This window comes from Actinotalea solisilvae (assembly GCF_016464425.1).
GTDB classification, from domain to species: Bacteria; Actinomycetota; Actinomycetes; order Actinomycetales; family Cellulomonadaceae; genus Actinotalea; species Actinotalea solisilvae.
The window spans coordinates 131,839-149,652 of sequence record NZ_JADDKQ010000002.1 but is presented as its reverse complement, the minus strand read 5'-3'; the positions used below and the strand labels follow the sequence as shown (position 1 = coordinate 149,652).

General features: G+C 76.9%; 20 protein-coding genes. 4 read left to right on the top strand and 16 right to left on the bottom strand.

Annotated elements, in window-relative coordinates:
• Positions 1-36: 36 nt before the first annotated feature.
• On the top strand, positions 37-879 hold the full coding sequence (locus JIG38_RS03165) for an SMP-30/gluconolactonase/LRE family protein (protein ID WP_199422147.1): 843 nt from the start codon (positions 37-39) through the stop codon (positions 877-879).
• Positions 876-1,568 (top strand): DUF998 domain-containing protein, encoded by a 693-nt coding sequence (locus JIG38_RS03160; RefSeq protein ID WP_199422145.1) that lies wholly within the window; start codon positions 876-878, stop codon positions 1,566-1,568. The genes JIG38_RS03165 and JIG38_RS03160 overlap by 4 nt, the downstream gene beginning before the upstream one ends.
• On the opposite strand, the gene JIG38_RS03155 is transcribed toward JIG38_RS03160, so the two are convergent.
• The 13 genes from JIG38_RS03155 to JIG38_RS03095 all read right to left on the bottom strand — a co-directional run bounded on the left by JIG38_RS03155 (position 1,540) and on the right by JIG38_RS03095 (position 13,836).
• Positions 1,540-2,871 (bottom strand): wax ester/triacylglycerol synthase domain-containing protein, encoded by a 1,332-nt coding sequence (locus JIG38_RS03155; RefSeq protein ID WP_199422143.1) that lies wholly within the window; start codon positions 2,869-2,871, stop codon positions 1,540-1,542. The genes JIG38_RS03160 and JIG38_RS03155 overlap by 29 nt on opposite strands.
• Before the next feature lie 51 nt (positions 2,872-2,922).
• Positions 2,923-3,609, bottom strand: coding sequence for a trimeric intracellular cation channel family protein (locus JIG38_RS03150; protein WP_199422141.1), 687 nt, complete (start codon positions 3,607-3,609; stop codon positions 2,923-2,925).
• A 53-nt stretch (positions 3,610-3,662) separates the two neighbouring features.
• The gene (locus JIG38_RS03145; protein WP_199422139.1) at positions 3,663-4,880 is read right to left on the bottom strand and encodes a M20 metallopeptidase family protein; all 1,218 of its coding nucleotides are present in this window, start codon (positions 4,878-4,880) and stop codon (positions 3,663-3,665) included.
• Positions 4,881-4,906: 26 nt separating this feature from the next.
• The gene (locus JIG38_RS03140) at positions 4,907-6,142 is read right to left on the bottom strand and encodes an NAD(P)/FAD-dependent oxidoreductase (RefSeq protein ID WP_199422137.1); all 1,236 of its coding nucleotides are present in this window, start codon (positions 6,140-6,142) and stop codon (positions 4,907-4,909) included.
• 46 nt (positions 6,143-6,188) lie between these two features.
• A complete protein-coding gene (locus JIG38_RS03135) occupies positions 6,189-7,484 on the bottom strand; it encodes an MFS transporter (protein WP_199422135.1) in 1,296 nt (431 codons plus the stop codon).
• 9 nt (positions 7,485-7,493) lie between these two features.
• Positions 7,494-7,880: a bleomycin resistance protein gene (locus JIG38_RS03130; protein WP_199422133.1), complete on the bottom strand. Its 387-nt coding sequence runs from the start codon at positions 7,878-7,880 to the stop codon at positions 7,494-7,496.
• Positions 7,881-7,937: 57 nt separating this feature from the next.
• Complete coding sequence (locus JIG38_RS03125) at positions 7,938-8,714, bottom strand: class I SAM-dependent methyltransferase (RefSeq protein WP_307844517.1); 777 nt, start codon at positions 8,712-8,714, stop codon at positions 7,938-7,940.
• A 92-nt stretch (positions 8,715-8,806) separates the two neighbouring features.
• Positions 8,807-9,292 carry a GNAT family N-acetyltransferase gene (locus tag JIG38_RS03120; protein ID WP_199422131.1) on the bottom strand — a complete coding sequence of 162 codons (486 nt, stop codon included), beginning with the start codon at positions 9,290-9,292 and terminating at the stop codon, positions 8,807-8,809.
• Between the two features lie 73 nt (positions 9,293-9,365).
• Positions 9,366-10,130, bottom strand: coding sequence for a DUF6796 family protein (locus JIG38_RS03115; RefSeq protein ID WP_199422130.1), 765 nt, complete (start codon positions 10,128-10,130; stop codon positions 9,366-9,368).
• Positions 10,131-10,177: 47 nt separating this feature from the next.
• The gene (locus JIG38_RS03110) at positions 10,178-10,510 is read right to left on the bottom strand and encodes a DUF1905 domain-containing protein (protein WP_307844516.1); all 333 of its coding nucleotides are present in this window, start codon (positions 10,508-10,510) and stop codon (positions 10,178-10,180) included.
• Entirely contained in the window at positions 10,507-11,658 is a 1,152-nt protein-coding gene (gene rlmC / locus JIG38_RS03105; protein ID WP_199422128.1) for a 23S rRNA (uracil(747)-C(5))-methyltransferase RlmC, read from the bottom strand. Before rlmC ends, JIG38_RS03110 begins: the two co-directional genes overlap by 4 nt.
• 8 nt (positions 11,659-11,666) lie before the next feature.
• A complete protein-coding gene (locus JIG38_RS03100; protein ID WP_199422126.1) occupies positions 11,667-12,746 on the bottom strand; it encodes a glycosyltransferase family 4 protein in 1,080 nt (359 codons plus the stop codon).
• A gap of 124 nt (positions 12,747-12,870) precedes the next feature.
• A complete protein-coding gene (locus JIG38_RS03095) occupies positions 12,871-13,836 on the bottom strand; it encodes a S1C family serine protease (RefSeq protein WP_199422124.1) in 966 nt (321 codons plus the stop codon).
• A gap of 131 nt (positions 13,837-13,967) precedes the next feature.
• Here JIG38_RS03095 and JIG38_RS03090 point away from each other — a divergent pair, with 131 nt between their 5' ends.
• Positions 13,968-14,738: a PIG-L deacetylase family protein gene (locus JIG38_RS03090; RefSeq protein ID WP_199422122.1), complete on the top strand. Its 771-nt coding sequence runs from the start codon at positions 13,968-13,970 to the stop codon at positions 14,736-14,738.
• 6 nt (positions 14,739-14,744) lie between these two features.
• Here JIG38_RS03090 and JIG38_RS03085 read toward each other — a convergent pair whose 3' ends face one another.
• The 3 genes from JIG38_RS03085 to JIG38_RS03075 are packed head-to-tail and all read right to left on the bottom strand — an operon-like array spanning position 14,745 to position 16,522.
• The gene (locus JIG38_RS03085) at positions 14,745-15,395 is read right to left on the bottom strand and encodes an MBL fold metallo-hydrolase (RefSeq protein WP_199422120.1); all 651 of its coding nucleotides are present in this window, start codon (positions 15,393-15,395) and stop codon (positions 14,745-14,747) included.
• Between the two features lie 10 nt (positions 15,396-15,405).
• Complete coding sequence (locus JIG38_RS03080) at positions 15,406-16,023, bottom strand: GNAT family N-acetyltransferase (RefSeq protein ID WP_199422119.1); 618 nt, start codon at positions 16,021-16,023, stop codon at positions 15,406-15,408.
• 4 nt (positions 16,024-16,027) lie between these two features.
• Entirely contained in the window at positions 16,028-16,522 is a 495-nt protein-coding gene (locus JIG38_RS03075; RefSeq protein WP_307844515.1) for an SRPBCC domain-containing protein, read from the bottom strand.
• Between the two features lie 115 nt (positions 16,523-16,637).
• Here JIG38_RS03075 and JIG38_RS03070 point away from each other — a divergent pair, with 115 nt between their 5' ends.
• Entirely contained in the window at positions 16,638-17,780 is a 1,143-nt protein-coding gene (locus JIG38_RS03070) for a winged helix DNA-binding domain-containing protein (RefSeq protein ID WP_307844514.1), read from the top strand.
• Positions 17,781-17,814 lie beyond the last annotated feature (34 nt).

The window sequence follows — 17,814 nt, the reverse complement described above, 5'->3', positions numbered from 1 at the left end:
GTGCAGCACGTCGCCCGACCGGGCACGATCAAGGCCATGAGCCGACTCGAGCAGGTCACCGACGCCGTCGCCTACCACGGGGAGGGACCGGTCTGGTCGCCGTCCTGGGGCGGGCTGCGGTTCGTCGACATGCTCGCGGGCGACGTCTGCACCGTGCACGACGACGGCTCGGTCACGCGCCTGCACGTGGGCGACGTCGCCGCGTTCGTCCGGCCACGGCGCGACGGCGGCTGGGTCGTCGGCCTCGAGCGCGGGCTCGGGCTCGCGGACGGCCCGGACGACGTGCCGCGCGTCCTGCCGCCGATGTGGACCGACCCCGGCCTGCGCATGAACGAGGCCGGCTGCGACCCGGCGGGCAACCTCTACGTCGGCTCCATGCGGTACGACCGCGCGGAGGGCGGCGCGAGCCTGCAGCGCGTCGCCCCGGACGGCAGCACGAGCGTGGTGCTCCCGCACGTCACCATCTCCAACGGCATCGACTTCTCGCCCGACGGCACGCGCGCGTACTACGACGACACGCAGACCGGCACGACCGACGTCTTCGACGTCGTCGACGGCGAGCTGACGAACCGCCGCGTCTTCGCGAGCGGCGACGACGGCCGCCCCGACGGCCTCACGGTCGACTCGGCCGGCAACGTCTGGGTCGCGCTCAACGCGGTCGGCCGCGTGCGCTGCTACTCGCCGGACGCGGAGATCCTCGACGAGGTCGACCTGCCCGTCCGGCTCGTCACCGCGTGCGCCCTCGGCGGCCCGGACCTGCGCGACCTCTACGTGACGACGTCGCGCGAGGACCTCGACGACCCCGAGCCCGAGGCGGGCGCCGTGTTCCGCCTGCGCGTGCCGGTGCCGGGCCGCCCCGTGCTGCCCTACGGGGGATGACCGCGCCCAGGGGGACGACCGCGCGCGACGACGTCGCCTCGTGGGTGCTCGCGCCCGCGCTCGCCGCCCCGGTCGCGATGATCGGCGGCTGGACGCTCGCCGAGGCGCTCCAGGACGGCTTCGACCCGGTCCTCGAGACGATCAGCGCGCTCGCCGCCACGGACGCGGCGCAGCCGTGGGTGATGACCGTCGGCCTCGCGGCGACGGGAATCGCCCACGTGCTCACGGCGGCCGGGCTGCGGGCCGTGCCGCTGCCCGCGCGCGTGCTGCACGCGGTCGGCGGGCTCGCGACGCTCGCGGTCGCGGCGCTCCCGGTCGACGTCGCGTCGCACGCGCACGGCGTGGCCGCCGGGATCGGGTTCGGCGCGCTCGCCCTGTGGCCCGCGCTCGCGTGGCGCCGGGCAGCGAGGGCTCGGCCGCCGGTGCTGCGCCCGGCCGTGGGCGTCGGTGCGGCCACCGTGCTCACGGCGCTCCTGGTGCTCTTCGTCCTCGAGCTGCAGGGGCTCACGCCCGACGGCGGCGCCGCGACCGGCCTCACGGAGCGGCTCGTGGCGGGAGCGCAGGCGCTGTGGCCGCTCGTCGTCGTGGTCGCGCTGCGTCGCGCGCGCGGCCGGGCAGCGGCCGGACCGCCCGCGGGCGCGACGTCGGACGTGGCGGGGGCTACCGCACCGCGCTCGCCGCGCCCGTGAGAGCACCGAGCTCGGCGTCGAGGTGGTCGGCCAGGCGCGCCAGCTCGGGCACGACGTCGGGGTCGGTGACGACCGTGACCCCGAGGCGGCCCGCGTAGGAGAGCGCCGCGAACGCGACGCCGACGTTTCCCGCGGTGACGGTCAGGGGCGTCACCCCTGTCACGGTCCGGCCGGCGAGCCGCAGCGGCACCGCCGGGCCGGCGACGTTGGTGAGGAACGTGCTGACCAGGCGCTGCCGCTCGACGAACGGGCGGAACAGCCCCACGGCCGCGAGAGCGCGGAAGAGCGGGGCGACGAGCGCCGTCGACGCCCCGCGCGCGGCGCCCCGGCGGGCGCGCGTGTCGCGCGCGACGGCAGCGAGGCGCGCGACCGGGGTACCGGCCAGGTCCACGCGGACCGGCATGACGCCGACGAGGTTGCCCATCGCCCCCGACGCGTCGTCCCGGCGCGCCGCCACGGGGACGGACACGACGAGCGCCGGCACGGCCTCGCCGCGGTCCGCGAGGAGGCGACCGAGGGCCCCGGTGGTCGCCACCAGGAGCGCGTCGTTGACCGTGGCCCCCGCGGCGCGTGCCGCCCGCCGGACCGCCGCGAGGTCGACGTCCACCGTCGCGGCGCGGCGACGCGGCCCCGTGCGCGCGTTGAGCGAGCACGCGGGCGCGCGCCCGGTGCCGCCGAGCAGCTCGGCCCGCGCCGACCGCAGACGCGCGGGCGCGCGGGCGAGCGACCGGAGCCGCGCGCGGTGCGCGGCGAGGACGTCGAGGAGCAGGTCGCGGCGTGTCGGCGGCGGGTCGCCGCGCCGCCCGGGAGGAGGTGTGGCCGCGCGCGCGTCGGGCGGGCCCGCGGGGTCCGCGAGCGCAGCGAGCAGGCCGAGGCCCGCGACGCCGTCGGCGAGCACGTGGTGCAGCGCCACGACGACGCCCGCGGGGCGCCCGTCGACCTCGAGCACGAGCGCGCGCCACGGCGGCCGGTCCCACGGCAGCGGGGTCGTCACCGCGTCGACCGCGGCGTCGAGCAGGCCGTCGACGCCCGCCAGGCGCCGGACCCCCACGGGCGGCGCGCCGGCGGGTGCATCCACCCAGTAGGGCCGGCCGAGGCCCGGCGGCGGGGTCGCGACGACCTGGCCCAGCCGCGGGACGGAGGCGGCGCGCGCGGAGAGCGCCACGACGACGTCGGCGGTCGTGGACGCCCCCGGCCCGAGGCGCAGCAGGGCGCCGACGTTCATCGGGACGGGCCCGACGTCGGTGACGAGCTGCACGACGTCGCCCGGCCCGAGGCGCTCCACGGGGCGCGGCTGCCTCATCCCTCGAGCGTCGCACCGGCCGGCGGCGCGGCGCGTGAGACCTGGGTCCCGTCAGGCGGCCGGCGGCGGCGGACCGTGCCGCGGCCGCCGCGCGCGCAGGCGCACCGCGTCGGCGTCGGGCAGGGTCCACGACCGCCACCGCGCGAGGATGCTCACGCCGGAGCCGACGACGATCGCCGCGAGCATCCCGAGCGTCTCGAGGCCCGCGCGGTGCAGCGCGATCGTCACGAGGCACGCGAACACCGCGGACGTCGCGTAGAGGGTGTTGCCGCCGAAGACCGCGGGCACGCGGCCCACGACGACGTCGCGGATCATCCCGCCGCCGACGGCGGTCGTCACGCCGAGGAGCACCGCCGGCAGGGCGCCGAGGCCGGCCGCGAGCGCCTTGGTCGCGCCCGTCGCCGCCCAGCACCCCAGCACGACGGCGTCCCCCACGAGGTAGGTCCGGTTCCACCACCGGCCCTCGAGGTGCACGACGAACGCGACGACCGCGCCCGCGAGCGCCGTCGTGAGGTAGAGCGGGTCCGTGAGCGCGACGGGCGGGCCGGCCTGGAGCAGGGTGTCGCGCAGCATGCCGCCGCCGAGCGCCGAGACGATCGCGAGGATCGCGAACCCCACGAGGTCGAACCGGCGCTGGCGCGCGATCGTCCCGCCGAGCACGCCGTTGAGGAACACGCCCACGAGGTCGATGGCGCGCACGAAGCCGGGGACCAGGTCACCGAGCTCCGCGACGTCCACGGCGACAGGCTACGGGCGGCCGGGCGGGCGACGACGCACGCCCGGCCGGACGCTCAGCCCTCCGCGAGGCGGTCCAGCGCGAGCGCGGCGAGCAGGGCGGCCGAGACGGGCAGGGCGTCGTCGTCGAAGCGGGCCTGGGCGGCGTGGTTGTAGGGCGCGGTGGCGGGGTCGACGCCCGCCGGCGTCGCGCCGACGAACACGTACGCCCCCGGCACCTGCTCGAGCACGTAGGAGAAGTCCTCCGCGCCCGAGACGGGACGCGGCGCGGGCAGCCACGCGTCGGGGCCGATCACGGTGCGCGTGAGCCGCGCGGCGCGCTCGAGCTCGTCGGCGTCGTTGACCGTGACGGGGTAGCCGCGCACGTAGTCGACCTCGGCGGTCAGCCCGTGCGCGGCGGCGACGTGCTCGACGACGCGCGTGAGGCGCTCGGGGACGACCGCGTGGTGCTCGGGGGAGAACGTGCGGATGGTCGCGTCGAGCTCGGCGGTCTCAGGGATGACGTTGTCGATGGTGCCCGCGGCGAGGCGGCCCACCGAGACGACCACGGGGTCGTGCGCGTCGAACTGCCGCGTCACGGCGGTCTGGAGCGCGAGGACGATCTCCGCGGCCGCCGTGACGGGGTCGGCCGCGAGGTGCGGCGTCGAGCCGTGGCCGCCGCGCCCGTGGACGCGCACGTACATCTGGTCGGCGGCCGCCATCGCCGTCCCGGGGCGCCCGGTGACCGCACCCGTGGGCACCAGCGAGGAGATGACGTGCACCCCGTACGCGGCGACGACCCGCTCGCCCGCGGCGTCGAGCACACCCTCGTCGATCATGACCCGTGCGCCGTGCTGGCCCTCCTCGCCCGGCTGGAACATGAGGACGACCGCCCCCGCGATGTCCTCGCGGCGGGAGGCGAGCAGCCGCGCGGCGCCCACGAGGCCCGCGACGTGCAGGTCGTGGCCGCACGCGTGCATGAGGCCCTCGTGCTCGCTCGTGAACGCCTCGCCCGAGTCCTCGGTGACGGGCAGCGCGTCCATGTCGCCGCGGAGCAGGACGGCGGGTCCGGGCCGCGCCCCGCGCAGCACCGCCGTGACCGAGCTGAGCCCGGTGCCCGTCGTCACCTCGAGGCCGAGCCCCTCGAGCGCCTCGAGCAGGCGGGCCTGCGTGAGCGGCAGGTCGAGGCCGAGCTCGGGGATGCGGTGCAGGTCGTGACGCAGCGCGGCGAGCTCGGGTGCGAGCGCGCGCGCCTCGGCGAGGAGGGACGAGGTGAGGTCGGTCGGCTCGGTCACGTGCCGACGCTAGCGCGCCGCGCGGGTCACGCGGGGCCGAGCCGGCGGTGCACCGCCCGCGCGGCCCGCCGCCCCGAGACGAGCGCGCCCTGCTGCGACGCCGTGTCGACGTGGTCGCCGCAGACGAACAGCCCACCGCCGAGCGCGACGGCGTGCCGGACGTGCAGGGGCGGGGGCTGCGCGGGGAGCGCGTCGGGCACGGCCGTGCGCGCGACCTCGCGCCAGCCGGACGTGCCCACGCCGAAGATCTCGCCCGCGTGCCGGCGGACGTCCCCAGACGCGGGCTCGGGGTGGCGCGGTCCCAGCAGGCACGTCGCCTGGACGAGGTGCTGCCCCGGCGGCGCGTACGACGGCGCCGCCGCGGTCATCACGGCCGCGTTGACGACGGGGCCCGCGCGGCGTCCGTCGACCGCGGTCGCGCCGAGGTCCGACGGCGCCTCGTCGGTCGCGAACCAGTGCGTCACCAGGCCCTTCATCCGCGGCGCGGGCAGCCCGGCGAGCTCCGCCGCCGTGCGCGGGTCCGTCGCCACGACGACGGCGCGCGCCGTGCGGTCGCCGGCCGTCGTGCGCACCCGGTGCCCGCCCGACGTCGGCTCCACGCGCTCCACCCGGACGTCCGTCGCGACGTCGAGCCCCTGGGCGAGCTGCCGCGGCACGGCGCCCATGCCCGCGGCCGGGACCCCCGGGGTGCCCAGGGCGAAGGACCGCAGGACCAGCCGGGTGAACGTCGTCGACGTGCTGCCGTCGTCCTCGGCGATGACGCCCGCGAGGAACGGCTCGAGGACCTCGTGCCGCAGCGCGCCGTCGGCCCCGTACCCGCGCAGGGTCGCGCCGCGCGCGGCGTCGGCCCGGCCGAGCAGCGCCCGCACGGGGCCGAGCGCCGGCGCGGCCCACGCGGCGAGCGCGAGCAGCTCGCGCACGTCGGTGTAGCCGCTGCGCAGCGTCGCGAGCAGGTGCGCGGGCTCGCGACGCGGGTCCGCGAGCACCGCGAGCCGGTCCGCGCGGCGCACGAGCACGCCCGCGAACATCGCCCGGAGGTCGAGCGCGTCGACGTCGACGAGTCGCCGCACCGCGGGGTACGCGGGGTTGAGCACCTGGAAGCCGCGGTCGACCGTGAAGCCGTCGACGCGCTCGCTGCGCACGCGGCCCCCGACGTCGTCCGCGGCCTCGAGGACCTGCACCGCGTAGCCACGGTCCCGCAGCGCCCGGGCGCACGCGAGCCCGGCGAGACCCGCTCCGAGGACGAGCACGTCGGTGTCCATCGCTCGACGGTAGGGCGCGTCGGCCCGCTCGGCGCGCGCAGCCCAGCTAGTCGGGCAGCACCGCGCCGGGCGCGGTCTCGGCGGCCGGGCCGGGCGTCGTCTCCTCGGGGAGGTCCGCGGGGTCGGGGAGCGTGGTGAGGAACCGGAACCACCCGAGCGCGGCGACCGCCGCCGCGCCCCCGCCGACGAGCATGGGCGTCGTGAGGTCGACGCGACCGAGCAGCCCGCCGAGGACGGCGCCGAGCGGCATCGTGCCCCACAGGAGCGTGCGCCACGTGCCGTGGACGCGCCCGAGCATCGCGCTCGGGATGAGGGCCTGCCGCAGCGACATGACGAGGACGTTCCACACGGTGATCGCGCCCGCGCTGACCGCGAGCCCGGCGGCCGCTACGACGACGACCGGCACGGCGCCGACCGCGACGAGCGCGAGGCACGCGACGAGGTTGGCGACGGCCATGACGGTGCCCGCGCCGAGCGCGTCCCTGGCCCGCCCGACGACGACGGTGCCGAGGAGCCCACCGACGGCGCCCGCGAGCATGAACGTCCCGAACCACGCCTCGGGCACGGCGAGCCGGTCGAGCACGAAGAGGACCCACGTGGCCTGGCCCGCCGAGTAGCACAGGCCCGTGAACGTGCTGAGGAACCACAGGGTCCGCAGCTGCCGGTGGCCGAGGATGAAGTGCAGGCCGTCGGCGAGCTGACGGTGCCAGGGCACCTGCGGCGCGTCGGCCGCGGCCTCGCGGTGGGTGCCCGCGGCCGCCGTCGGGAGGAGGAACGCGAGCACGGCGCCGACGGCGAACAGGGCCGTGTTGAGGCCGAGCGGGACCAGCACCGCGGCCGCGAGCAGCCAGGACGTCAGCGGTCCCGCGACGAAGTTCTGGAGCACCTGCTCGCCGGCCTCGATCCGCGAGTTGGCGCGGTGCAGGTCGGGCCGCGCGACGACGCTCGGGACGACGGCGCGGATGGCGCCGTCGTAGACCGTCTCGAACGCGCCGTAGACGAAGACGACGGCGTAGAGCCACCAGATGGTCAGTGTGTCGGTCGCGACGAGGACGACGAGGCCGAGGGCGAGGACCGTGCGGACGGCGCTCGCGAGGGCGAGGGCGTGCCGCCGGTCGATGCGGTCGACGAGGATGCCGGCGGGGATCGCGAAGAGCAGCCACGGGAGCAGCGCGGCCGCCGCGATGCCGGCGACCAGCAGCGGGTCGTCGGTGAGCCGGGCGGCGAGCAGCGGAGCCGCGACGCGCGCGATGCCGTCGGCGAGGCTCGACGCGAGGTTCGCGGTGAAGAGGTTGGTGAACGCGGGGCCCAGGCGGCCCCGGCGGTCGACGGCGTCGGGCACCGGCACAGCCTAGGTGGGAGCCCCGGGGCGCAGCGGCGAGCCCACCCGCACGAGGTTGCCGCTCGGGTCGACCACCGCGAGCTCGCGCATGCCGTAGTCGGTGTCGACGGGCGGGACGAGCCGGCTGCCGGTGGCCGGGTCCGGGGTCACGCGGCTTTCCCACGCGGCGTGCACGGCGTCGGCGTCGTCGACGTAGACGAAGCACATGGCCGCGGTGGTGAGCGGGTCGACGTCGGGCATCGCCGTGAAGTGGAGCATCACGTCGCCGCGGCCGACGATGAGGTAGTCCCACTCCTCGGGCGGCGCGCCGCGGTTCTCGAAGCCGAGCCGCTCGTAGAACGCGAGCGTCTCGCGCAGGTCGCGGCTCGGCAGGATCGGGACGGCGTGCTCGGCCATCCGGCCACGGTAGGGCCCCGCGCCCCGGGGTGTCAGCGGGCTGTCCGGGCCCGGGCGTCAGGCGGGCGGGGCGTCGAGGCGGGCGACGAGGTAGCGGGTGCGTCCGGTGGCGAACGCCTCGAAGCCGCGGGAGCCCTCCATCGCCGCGAACCGCCGCATGAGCGGGTGCGCGACGCGGGGGAGCCAGGTCGCGAGGAGGCGCGCCTTGCGGGCGTCGTCGGCCCGGAGCGCCGCGACGACCTGTGGCGTGACGTCGTCGTGCGCCGTGAGGGACAGCCCGCTCGCGCGCAGCGCGTCGAGGGTGGGGCCGACGGCGTCGGCGGGGCGGAAGTCGGCCCAGCAGAACGTCCCGCCGGGCCGCAGGACGCGGCGGACCTCGGCCATGAAGGCGGGCACGGACCCGTAGCAGTGCGAGGACTCGACGTTGAGCACGACGTCGAACGACGCGTCCGGGAACGGCATGGCCTCCGCGTCCCCGCGCACGAAGTCCAGGCCGGGCGCACGCCGGTGCCGTGCGCTCAGCGCGACGGCCGCGGCGGAGAAGTCGAGGCCGACCGTGCGGCGCGGCCGGTGGCGGCGCGCGACCCACTGCGCCCCGCCGCCACGGCCTGAGCCGACCTCGAGCACGTCCCGGCCCGTGAGGTCGGCGCCGGCGAGCGTGCGCTCGTACAGGCCGATGGAGAGCCGGTCCGGCTCGTCGGCGGGATCGAGGGCCAGCGGCGGCTCGCCGTCGGCCGGGGCGTAGCCGTAGTTCATGAACGCCCACTCGGGCCGGCGCACCTGGGTCGCGAGCACCTCGTACGCCGCCCGCCAGCCCAGCCGTCGTCGGTCCACCCGCGTCACGCTAGCCCGCGAGGCGCCCGTCGGCCGACGCCGACCCGCGAGGGCGCGGCTCGGTGGCCGCGGACCCGCACGCCCTGGGTCGTTCACCCCAGGTGGCGTCGACGCCAGACCACGGCGCTGCCCGGCGGCTCGCCCGGCGGGGCGGGCTGCGTCCGGACCACCGCGAAGCCCTCGCGTTCGTAGAACGTCGCGGCCCGGGTGTTCCCGGCGAAGTGCTCGACGTCGACGCTGCGCGCACCGGGCGGGAGCGCGGCGACGGCCTGGCGGAGCAGCTCCACCCCGTGCGACCGGCCCCGGTGCTCCGGGGCGAGGTACAGCTTCCAGATCACCTGGGCGCCGTCGAGCTCACCGGTCTCGCACACGCCCACGACGTCGCGACGCGTCGCGGCGACGTGCACCCGGCCGGCCGCGACGGCGGGCGCCATGCGCTCGCGCGACCACCAGGCCAGCTGCGCCCGTGCCGCGTGCTCCCCGAGGATCGGCGTGTAGTGCAGCGGGACCACGGCCTCGGCGAACGCGAGGATCGCATCCAGGTCGTCGAGCTCGGCCCTCCGGACGTCCACCACCACGACCCACACGGTAAGGGCGACGACCGCCCGTCGGCACGTGCGCGTGCGTCGAGCCGGGTTCGCCAGATCGACCTCAGGGGACCGTCGGTCCCGCCGCGCGTCGATCGCGCCGACGCCGACCCGACGCGGCGGTGACGGCGAAGTACGTCACCAGGCCGATGTTGATGGACGCAGGACGGGCGAACCCGCCGACCGGAGCCGGGAGAGCGCCGAAGCCCAGCAACGTCGCCATCACCGGCGGCAGGGGCGTCACGACCGACTGCCACGCGACGGCGGAGTCGCGGCGGCGCAGCGCGGCCACCGTCAGACTGGCGCTGTAGGCGGCGAGCGCGCCCAACGTCGCAGCGGTGCTGATCGCCAGCAGCGGGGTGACGGAGCGTGGCGCACGGCGGACGTCGTCGGCGGACCCGAGGGCCTCGTCCATCGCCTTCTTGTACGCCAGGATCACCGTGGCGCAGCACTGGTGGGTGAGGACGCCCGCGACCGCGAACACGGTCGCCGACACCTCGGCGATCCGACGCTCACGTCCGGCGGGGAGCGTTCGGCTGAGGCCCCGCAGAGCTCGCCACTGCAGCAGGCCTATGCCGACGTAGCCGGCGAGCGTCCCGGTATGGATGCGACGCACAGGGAGGGCGGCCCCGTTCCACAAGGACCGCCACGTGCCGTCGGCGTCGATGTGCGGAGGGACGCGACCGGCGGCGCGGTCGAAGTCCCGGCCGGAGCTGGGCCGGCCGAGGATGAGGACGTCCCCGACCGCGGACAGGAGGGCGCCGGCCACGCCGACCAGGGCGAGGCCACGGCGGCCGGCGGGTCGCTGGGCGGCAGTCGGTCTGACCACGACGGCATGCTAGCCGCGACGGCACCGCGGTCGAGGCGGCGGTCCTCTCAGAGGTCGACCAGCGTCAGCGTCACGTGCGCGGTGTCTCCCGCCTCGACGCCCTCGGCCTTGCGGACGGCCTTCTTCACGGGGAGCACGTAGGTCCCGGACGAGCTGCTGGGGAAGATCGACGTCCGCCACGTCGTCGTCCCGACGAGCACCTCGACGCGCACCGAGCCGAAGCCGCGCTCGACGGGGCCGGCGACGTCGGCGATCTCGTCGGCCACGTCCGTCGGCAGGCTCACGAAGGTCCAGCTGTCGGCCTGGCGCGCCGACCAGAGCCACAGCGGCGCGTCGAACTCGAAGGTCACGGTGGGGCCGCCCGGGGCCTGGTCGCTCACGCCGCCACGGTAGAGCCCGCCGCCGACACGCGGCGCAGCAGGACCACGACCTCGTAGTGCGTCGTCTGGGGGAACATGTCGAGCACGCGCCCGCGCACGGGCACGAGCGACGGCATGGCGCGCAGGTCGCGCGCGAGGGACTCGGCGTTGCAGCTCGAGTAGAGGACGTGCTGCACGGTCGACGCCTCGAGCCAGCCCGCCAGGTCCGCACCGATGCCGCGCCGCGGCGGGTTGACGACGACGAGGCCGGGGCCGTCGGGGTGCGCGAGCGCGAACGCCGTGGCGTCCGCGGCCTCGAACCGGACGCCCGCGAGCCCGGCCTCCGCGCGGCTCTGCTCGGCGCTCGCGACCGCCTCGACGCTCGTCTCGATGCCGACGACGTCGCGCCCGGGAGCCGCGCAGTGCAGCGCGAAGCCCCCGACGCCGCAGTACAGGTCCCACAGCGTCCGGGGCGCGAGCTCGTCGACCCACTCCCGCGCCTGCCGGTACACGGCGCGCGCGACGGTCGTGTTGGTCTGGAAGAAGCTCTGCGGCCGCAGGTGCAGGACGACGTCGTCCAGCCGCATGGGCAGGGACTCCTGCGCCGTCAGCGGGATCTCGCGGTCGCCCTCGAGCACCGCCTTGTGCTCGGGCTGGACGTTGAGCGACGCCACGCGGAGCGCGGGCACCTCGGCCAGCAGGGCCGGCAGGTGCTTGCGCAGCCGGGCGAGCGGCTCGGTGGACCGGCAGACGAACCGCACCATGAGCTCGCCGTCGGGCGACTCGGTGACGAGCAGGTACTTGAGCTCGCCGCGGCGCGACGCGACGTCGTAGGGCGCGAGGCGCGCCGTGGTCACGAACGCGGCCAGCCGGGGGAGCGCGGCGCGGATCGCGGGCGTGTGCAGCCCGCAGCGACGCAGGTCGACGACGTGTCCGGTCGCGTCGAGGATGCCGACCGCCGGCGCGTCCGCGGTCCCGCCGACGACCATCTTGGCCTTGTTCCGGAACCCCGACTCGGGGCTGCGCACGGGCGGCAGCCACGCGAGCGCCGGGTGCTCGGCGAGCAGGTGCCGGCAGTGCGCCTCCTTGCCCGCGAGCTGCTCCTCGTACGGCTGCCCCATGAGGGCGCACGAGCGGCAGACGGTCGCGTCGAAGTAGTCGCACCGCATGGGCGGGCTCAGCCCCGGACGGCCTCGCGCAGCAGCACGCGGACCGGCCGGCGCGACGTGTGCGCGGTCCAGTGGTCGTAGAGGTCGACCATGCGCTCGGCGATCGCCTCGCCCGCGTACCGGCCGACGGCGGCCTCCGCGCGGCGTGCCGCCGACCGCCGGAGCGCCGGGTCGTCCCGCAGGGCGGCGAGGTGGGCGACGAAGCCGTCGACGTCGGGCGCGCCGAGGAAGGCCTGGTCGGACCCGAAGACGCCCGTGAACACGGGCAGGTCGCGCATCACGAGCGGCAGCCCGGCGAACGCGGCCTCGACCGGCGCCATGCCGAAGGTCTCGTGCCGGGACGGGAAGAAGAACGCGTCGGACGCCCAGCAGTGCCGCGCGACCTCCTCGCGCGTCTTCTGGCCGGCGAAGAGGACGTTGGGCGGGGCCTCGGCGACGACGCGGCGCATGCGCGCGCGGCCGTCCGAGAGCGCGCCGAAGAGGCAGTCGCCGAGCCAGATGAAGCGCACGTCGGGCATGCGCCGAGCGCACTCGACGAACTCCTCGACGCCCTTGCGCGGCTGGAGCTGGCCCACGCTCAGCACGGCGAAGTCGTCCGCGGCCAGGCCGAGGTCGGCGCGCGCCGACGCCCTGCCCTCGGCGGTCGGGCGGAACGTCTGGGTGACCACGGCGTTCGGCACGACGACGACGGGCGTGCTCACGCCCATGTCGCGGACCTCGGCCGCCGCGGCGTCGCTCACGGCGATGACGACGTCGGCGACGTCGTAGAGCTTGCGCAGGTACGCGGTGAAGACGCCGCCGTAGAGCCGCACCCCGTTGAGGCTGCCGCGCAGCGAGCCGGGCGTCACGTGCGCGGAGACGACGCGCAGCCCGCGGTGGCGCAGCATCCGCCCGAGGCTCGAGGGCCCGACGGTGTGGACGTGCAGCACCCCGTCGCGCCAGTCCTCGTTGACGCCCACGTGGTGGCCGAGCCGTCGCTGCGCTGCGACGAGGTCCGTGAACGCGGTGTGCACCCCGTGGCCCTGCACGGAGTGGACGCTCTCGGAGTAGTGGTTGATGCGGGCCGACTCGGTCGGTCGTGTGGTCACGGGAGGTGAGCCTAGGAGATCGGGACCGGGATCCGGGTCCTACGTGCGGGTGACGCGTCGGGCGCGCCGGTCCACCCCGCGCACGACGTGCCCGCACGGACCGCGTGCGGGCACGTCGCGCCGGTCAGGCGTCCGTGAGCTCGCGCGGCTCGGCGACGACGTCGACGAGCGCGCCGTTGCGCCACACCGTGACCTCGAGCCGCCGCCCGATCGCGCCCTCGACCATGAGCCGCTGGACCGCGGTGCTCGTCGCGACGGAGCCGCCGTCGACCGCGACGACGACGTCGCCGCGGCGCAGCCCCGCCAGCGCGGCCGGGCTCCCGGGCACGACGGCGGAGACGCGCAGGCCGTGCCGGCGCCCCAGGCGCGCGGCGAGGTCGGGCGGGAGCGGCGCCTGCGCGCCGACGATGCCCAGCCAGGCGCGCCGCACGCGCCCGTGCGTCATGAGCGTGTCGACGATCTCCTGCGTCGTCGCGTTCACGGGCACCGCGAGGCCCACCCCGATGCCCGCGACGGCGGTGTTGACCCCGACCATCCGGCCGGTGCTGTCCGCGAGCACGCCGCCGCTGTTGCCGGGGTTGAGGGCCGCGTCGGTCTGGATCACCTCGTCGACGACGCGTCCGGCGCGCGTGGGGAGCGACCGCCCCAGTGCGGAGACGATGCCGGCCGTGACGCTGCCCGCGAGGCCGAGCGGGTTGCCGAGCGCGACGACGAGCTGCCCGACGCGCAGGCGTGCCGCGTCGCCGAGCTCGACCGGCGGGGGGACGTCGTCGCGCGCGAGCAGGACGGCGAGGTCGCTCAGCGCGTCCCGGCCGACGACGTCGGCCCGCGTCTCGGTGCCGTCGCCGAACGTCGCGGTGGCGTGGTCCGCGCCCTCGACGACGTGCGCGCTCGTGAGCAGGTAGCCGTCGGTCGTCACGACGCTCGCGCTGCCGCTGCCGGCGCCCAGCGGGGTCCGGACGAGCAGGCTCGCGACCGCCGGGAGGACGCGCTCGGCGACGCGGACGACGGCCGAGGAGTAGGCGTCGAGCGCGTCGCGGTCGCGACCGGCCGGCTCGTCGCGCTCGGCGTGGTCGGGGGAGAGGCTCATCGCCCCATGAGAACCCCGCCGCGGGCGTCCCGACCCCGGCGTTCACCCAGGGCGCACCGCGGCGGCCTCGCTACGCTCGCGTCACGGGCACCGGCGCCCGCGCGGCACCCCCGCCCGCTCTGGAGGACCTCATGGCGCAACGACCCGGCGAGACCCTGCCCCGGCTGCCCGACGACGCCTTCCGCCGCGTCCTGTGCGTCGTCGCCCACCCCGACGACGTCGAGTACGGCGCCTCGGCCGCGGTCGCCGTGTGGACGTCGCGCGGCGTCGACGTCTCCTACCTCCTGCTCACGCGCGGCGAGGCCGGGATGGACGGGACGGAGCCCGAGGACGCGGCCCGGCTGCGCCACGGCGAGCAGCTGGCCGCGGGCCGCGAGGTCGGCGTCACCGACATCGAGATCCTCGCGCACCCGGACGGGATGCTCGTCTACTCGCTCGACCTGCGGCGGGACATCGCGCGCGCGATCCGGCGCACGCGCCCCGACGCCGTCGTGGTCACCGCGTGGGACGTCGAGTTCGTCGCGGGGCTCAACCAGGCCGACCACCGCGTCGCGGGCCTCGCGGCGCTCGACGCGGTGCGCGACGCGGGCAACCGCTGGGTGTTCCGCGAGCTGCTCGACGAGGGGCTCGAGCCGTGGTCGCCCCGGTGGGTCCTCTCGTCCGGCGACACCCGGCCGACGCACGGCGTCGACGTCACGGGCGAGCCGGTGCAGGCGGCGGTGCGGTCGCTCGAGGCGCACGGCGCCTACCTCGCGTCGATCGAGGGCCACCCGCCGGCGCGCGTGCTCGTCGAGGGCGTCACGGGCATGCAGGGACGCCTGCTCGGCACGGCCAACGGCGTCGTCTTCCGCGTGTGGGACCTCCAGGCGCGCCCGCCCCTCGGGGAGGGCGACGAGGGCTGACGCGCGTCAGGGGAGCGGCACCACGGTCCCCGGCGGCACGCGCACGAACGGCACGCCTGTCCCCGGGCCCTTGTCACCGAGGAAGTTCGTCACCATCGCCTGGCCGACGCCGTCGCTCACGCCTGCGTCGTGGATCGCGATCGCCCGGTCGGGGTGGACGGCGCGGATCCAGTCGACGAGGTCGGCCATGCGCGTCCACGGGCCGAAGACGGGGACGAGCAGGACGTCGACGGGCACGTCGGGGACCGTGAGCGCGTCGCCCGGGTGGAACACCGACGTGCCGCCGGCGGTGACGAGGAACCCGACGTTGGCGGGCGCGGTGACCTCGGGGTGGATGGGGGCGTGGTGCTCGCCGAGCACCCGCACGTCGAAGCCCGCGGTCGTGAAGGAGTCGCCCGGCCCGACGACGTGCACCTGGTCGGGCACGCCGAGCGCGTCGGCGACCTGCGCGGTGGTGCGGAGCTCGAGCACCGGGTCGTCCGCGAGCGCGGCGCGCACCGCGTCGACGTCGAGGTGGTCGACGTGGCCGTGGGTCACGAGCAGGCCGTGCGCGCCGGTGAGCACGTCCTGGGAGCCGAAGCTCCCGGGGTCGACGACGAGGCGGCGGCCGTCGTGCTCGAGGGCGACGCAGGAGTGGACGTGCTTGACCAGGCGCATGGGGGCATCCTCACGCGACCGGCGAGGTCCCGCCAGGGATCGAGGTCCCGCGTGCCGCGGCCCACTCCTCGCGGGTCAGCGCGTACTCGACGTCGCCCTGGTCGTCGCCGGGGATCGGGTACGGCCAGTCCGCGTGGAACGTGCGCACGCGCCGCAGGCCGGCCTTCTCCAGGACGCGGCGCGACGCGACGTGGACCACCATCGTCTCCGCGACGACGCGCCGGGCGCCCATCCGCTCGAAGGCGGCGTCGACCAGCGCGCGCGAGCCCTCGGTCGCGAGGCCGCGACCCCAGGCGCTGCGCCGGAGCCGGTAGCCGAGCTCGGGCTCGTCGGCCGGGTGCCCCTCGCCGGGCCGCAGGTGGAACCAGCCGACGAACTCGCCCGTGGCGCGCTCGACGGCCTTCCAGAACCCGTAGCCGGCCGCGAACCGCTCGGGGTAGGCGAGGAACGCGGGCAGCACCTCGTGCACCACCTCCGCGCGGCTCGTCGGGAGGCCGCCGGTGATGAAGTGCGTGACCGCCGGGTCCGCGTCGAGCTCGACGAGCAGGTCGACGTCGTCGGCCGTGAAGTCGACGAGGTCGAGCCGCTCCGTGTGCAGGTCGCGCGGGCCCGGGGCGTCGGGCGTCATCGCGTCAGCCCGCCGTGCCGCGCCGGCGCTCGCGCTCGGCGACGGTCCGCAGGCCGTCGAGCATCGACGACCAGTTCGCCGCCGAGTGCTCGGCCTCCTCCGCGCTCGCGTTGTTGTCCTGCTCGAGCCGGACGACGCACGCGTCCGCGCCGTCGTCCTCGAGCGTCCAGGTGAGGGTGTGGTAGCTCTCGGGCACGTCCGGCTGCCCGCTCATCGGGCTGTAGTGCGTGACGACGAGGCGCCGCCCCGGCTCGACCTCGAGCACCTCGCCGTGGTCCTCGAAGGGCGTGCCCTCCCACTCTCCGCGCCACGCGATCGGGCTCCCGACCTGCCAGTCGGTGACCGTCTCGGCGCCGAACATGATCTCGGGCCGGGACCCCGGCGCCGTCAGCACGCGCCACACGTCGTCGCGCGTCGCCGCGACCCTGGTCTCGACCGTCGCCACGTGCCCGACCACGACGTCCTCCGCTCCCGGCCGCGTGCGCAGCGGCCCGGTCACCTCGAGCGTGCCACCGCGTCCCGACGGCGTCGAGGTGCGGCTGCGCGCGGCGGGCGGCGCCGGGCCTGGTCGGCATCGGGTCCGTCGGGCACAGTGGCGCCGTGGGCGGGTGCGCGTGAGGCTGGACGACGACGAGCTCAACCGCGCGACGCTCGCGCGCCAGCTGCTGCTCGACCGCGCGCGCCTCCCCGTGCCCGACGCGGTGCGTCGCGTGCTCGCCCTCCAGGCGCAGCACCCCGCGTCGCCGTACCTCGCGCTGTGGAACCGCGTCGCGGACCTCGACCCGGCCGCGGTGGACGCGGCCTTCGCCGACGGCACGCTCGTCAAGGCGACCCTCCTGCGGGTCACGCTCCACGCCGTCCACCGCGACGACCACGCGATGCTGCACGCCGCGCTGCTGCCGACCCTGCGGGACGCGCGCCTCGCGCACGCGCGCTCCCTGCGGAGCGGGCTCACCGCCGAGCAGGCGGACGCCCTCGTGCCCGGCCTGCTCGCGCACGCCGCCCGGCCCCGCCCGATGGCTGACCTCGTCGCGTGGGTCGAGGCGGCGGTCGGCCCGCCCGAGGACGTGTGGTGGGCGCTGCGGCGCTACGCGCCGCTGCGGCACGCGCCCAGCGGCGGGCCCTGGTCGTTCGGCGCCCGGCCCGCGTTCGTCGCGTCCGGGCTGCCGGCGGCACCCGCGGACGCCGGCGCCGTCGCGGCCGCCCTGGCGACCCTCGTGGTCCGCTGCCTCGAGGCCTTCGGCCCGGCGTCGGTCGCCGACGTCGCACGCTTCACGCTCGTGCCGCGGCCCCGGGTCCGGGACGCGGTGACCGCGCTCGGGGACGCCCTCGTCCGGCTCGAGGGACCGGACGGCGCGGTGCTCCACGACGTCCCCGACGGGCTCCGCCCGCCGGCCGGGACGCCCGCGCCGCCACGCCTCATGGCGATGTGGGACAGCACGCTGCTCGCGTTCGACCGACCGCGCGTCGTCCCGCCCGCGTACCGGGCGGCGGTGGTGCGGACCAACGGCGACGTGCTGCCGACCCTGCTCGTCGACGGCCGGGTCGCCGGGGTGTGGCGGTCCGTCGACGGCGGCGTCGAGGCGACGTCCTTCCACCCGCTGCCCGACGACGCGTGGGAGGGCCTCGCCGCGGAGGCGCGCGGGCTCGTCGCGCTCCTCGCGGGGCGCGAGGCGCGGCCCTACGGACGGTACGACCACTGGTGGGCCAAGCCCGGGTGGCCCGACGAGGGCGAGGTGCGGCTGCTGCCGGGCTGAGCCGGGTGCCTTCCCGGCGTCGTCGGCCGGGTCT

Bases quoted from the DNA above. Each gene is read 5' to 3' on its own strand.
- JIG38_RS03160 (WP_199422145.1), top strand. From the start codon at position 876: ATGACCGCGCCCAGGGGGACGACCGCGCGCGACGACGTCGCCTCGTGG.
- JIG38_RS03140 (WP_199422137.1), bottom strand. From the start codon at position 6,142: ATGGACACCGACGTGCTCGTCCTCGGAGCGGGTCTCGCCGGGCTCGCG.
- JIG38_RS03085 (WP_199422120.1), bottom strand. From the start codon at position 15,395: ATGCGCCTGGTCAAGCACGTCCACTCCTGCGTCGCCCTCGAGCACGAC.
- JIG38_RS03155 (WP_199422143.1), bottom strand. From the start codon at position 2,871: ATGAGGCAGCCGCGCCCCGTGGAGCGCCTCGGGCCGGGCGACGTCGTG.
- JIG38_RS03080 (WP_199422119.1), bottom strand. From the start codon at position 16,023: ATGACGCCCGACGCCCCGGGCCCGCGCGACCTGCACACGGAGCGGCTC.
- JIG38_RS03130 (WP_199422133.1), bottom strand. From the start codon at position 7,880: ATGGCCGAGCACGCCGTCCCGATCCTGCCGAGCCGCGACCTGCGCGAG.
- JIG38_RS03165 (WP_199422147.1), top strand. From the start codon at position 37: ATGAGCCGACTCGAGCAGGTCACCGACGCCGTCGCCTACCACGGGGAG.
- JIG38_RS03095 (WP_199422124.1), bottom strand. From the start codon at position 13,836: ATGAGCCTCTCCCCCGACCACGCCGAGCGCGACGAGCCGGCCGGTCGC.
- JIG38_RS03090 (WP_199422122.1), top strand. From the start codon at position 13,968: ATGGCGCAACGACCCGGCGAGACCCTGCCCCGGCTGCCCGACGACGCC.
- rlmC (WP_199422128.1), bottom strand. From the start codon at position 11,658: ATGCGGTGCGACTACTTCGACGCGACCGTCTGCCGCTCGTGCGCCCTC.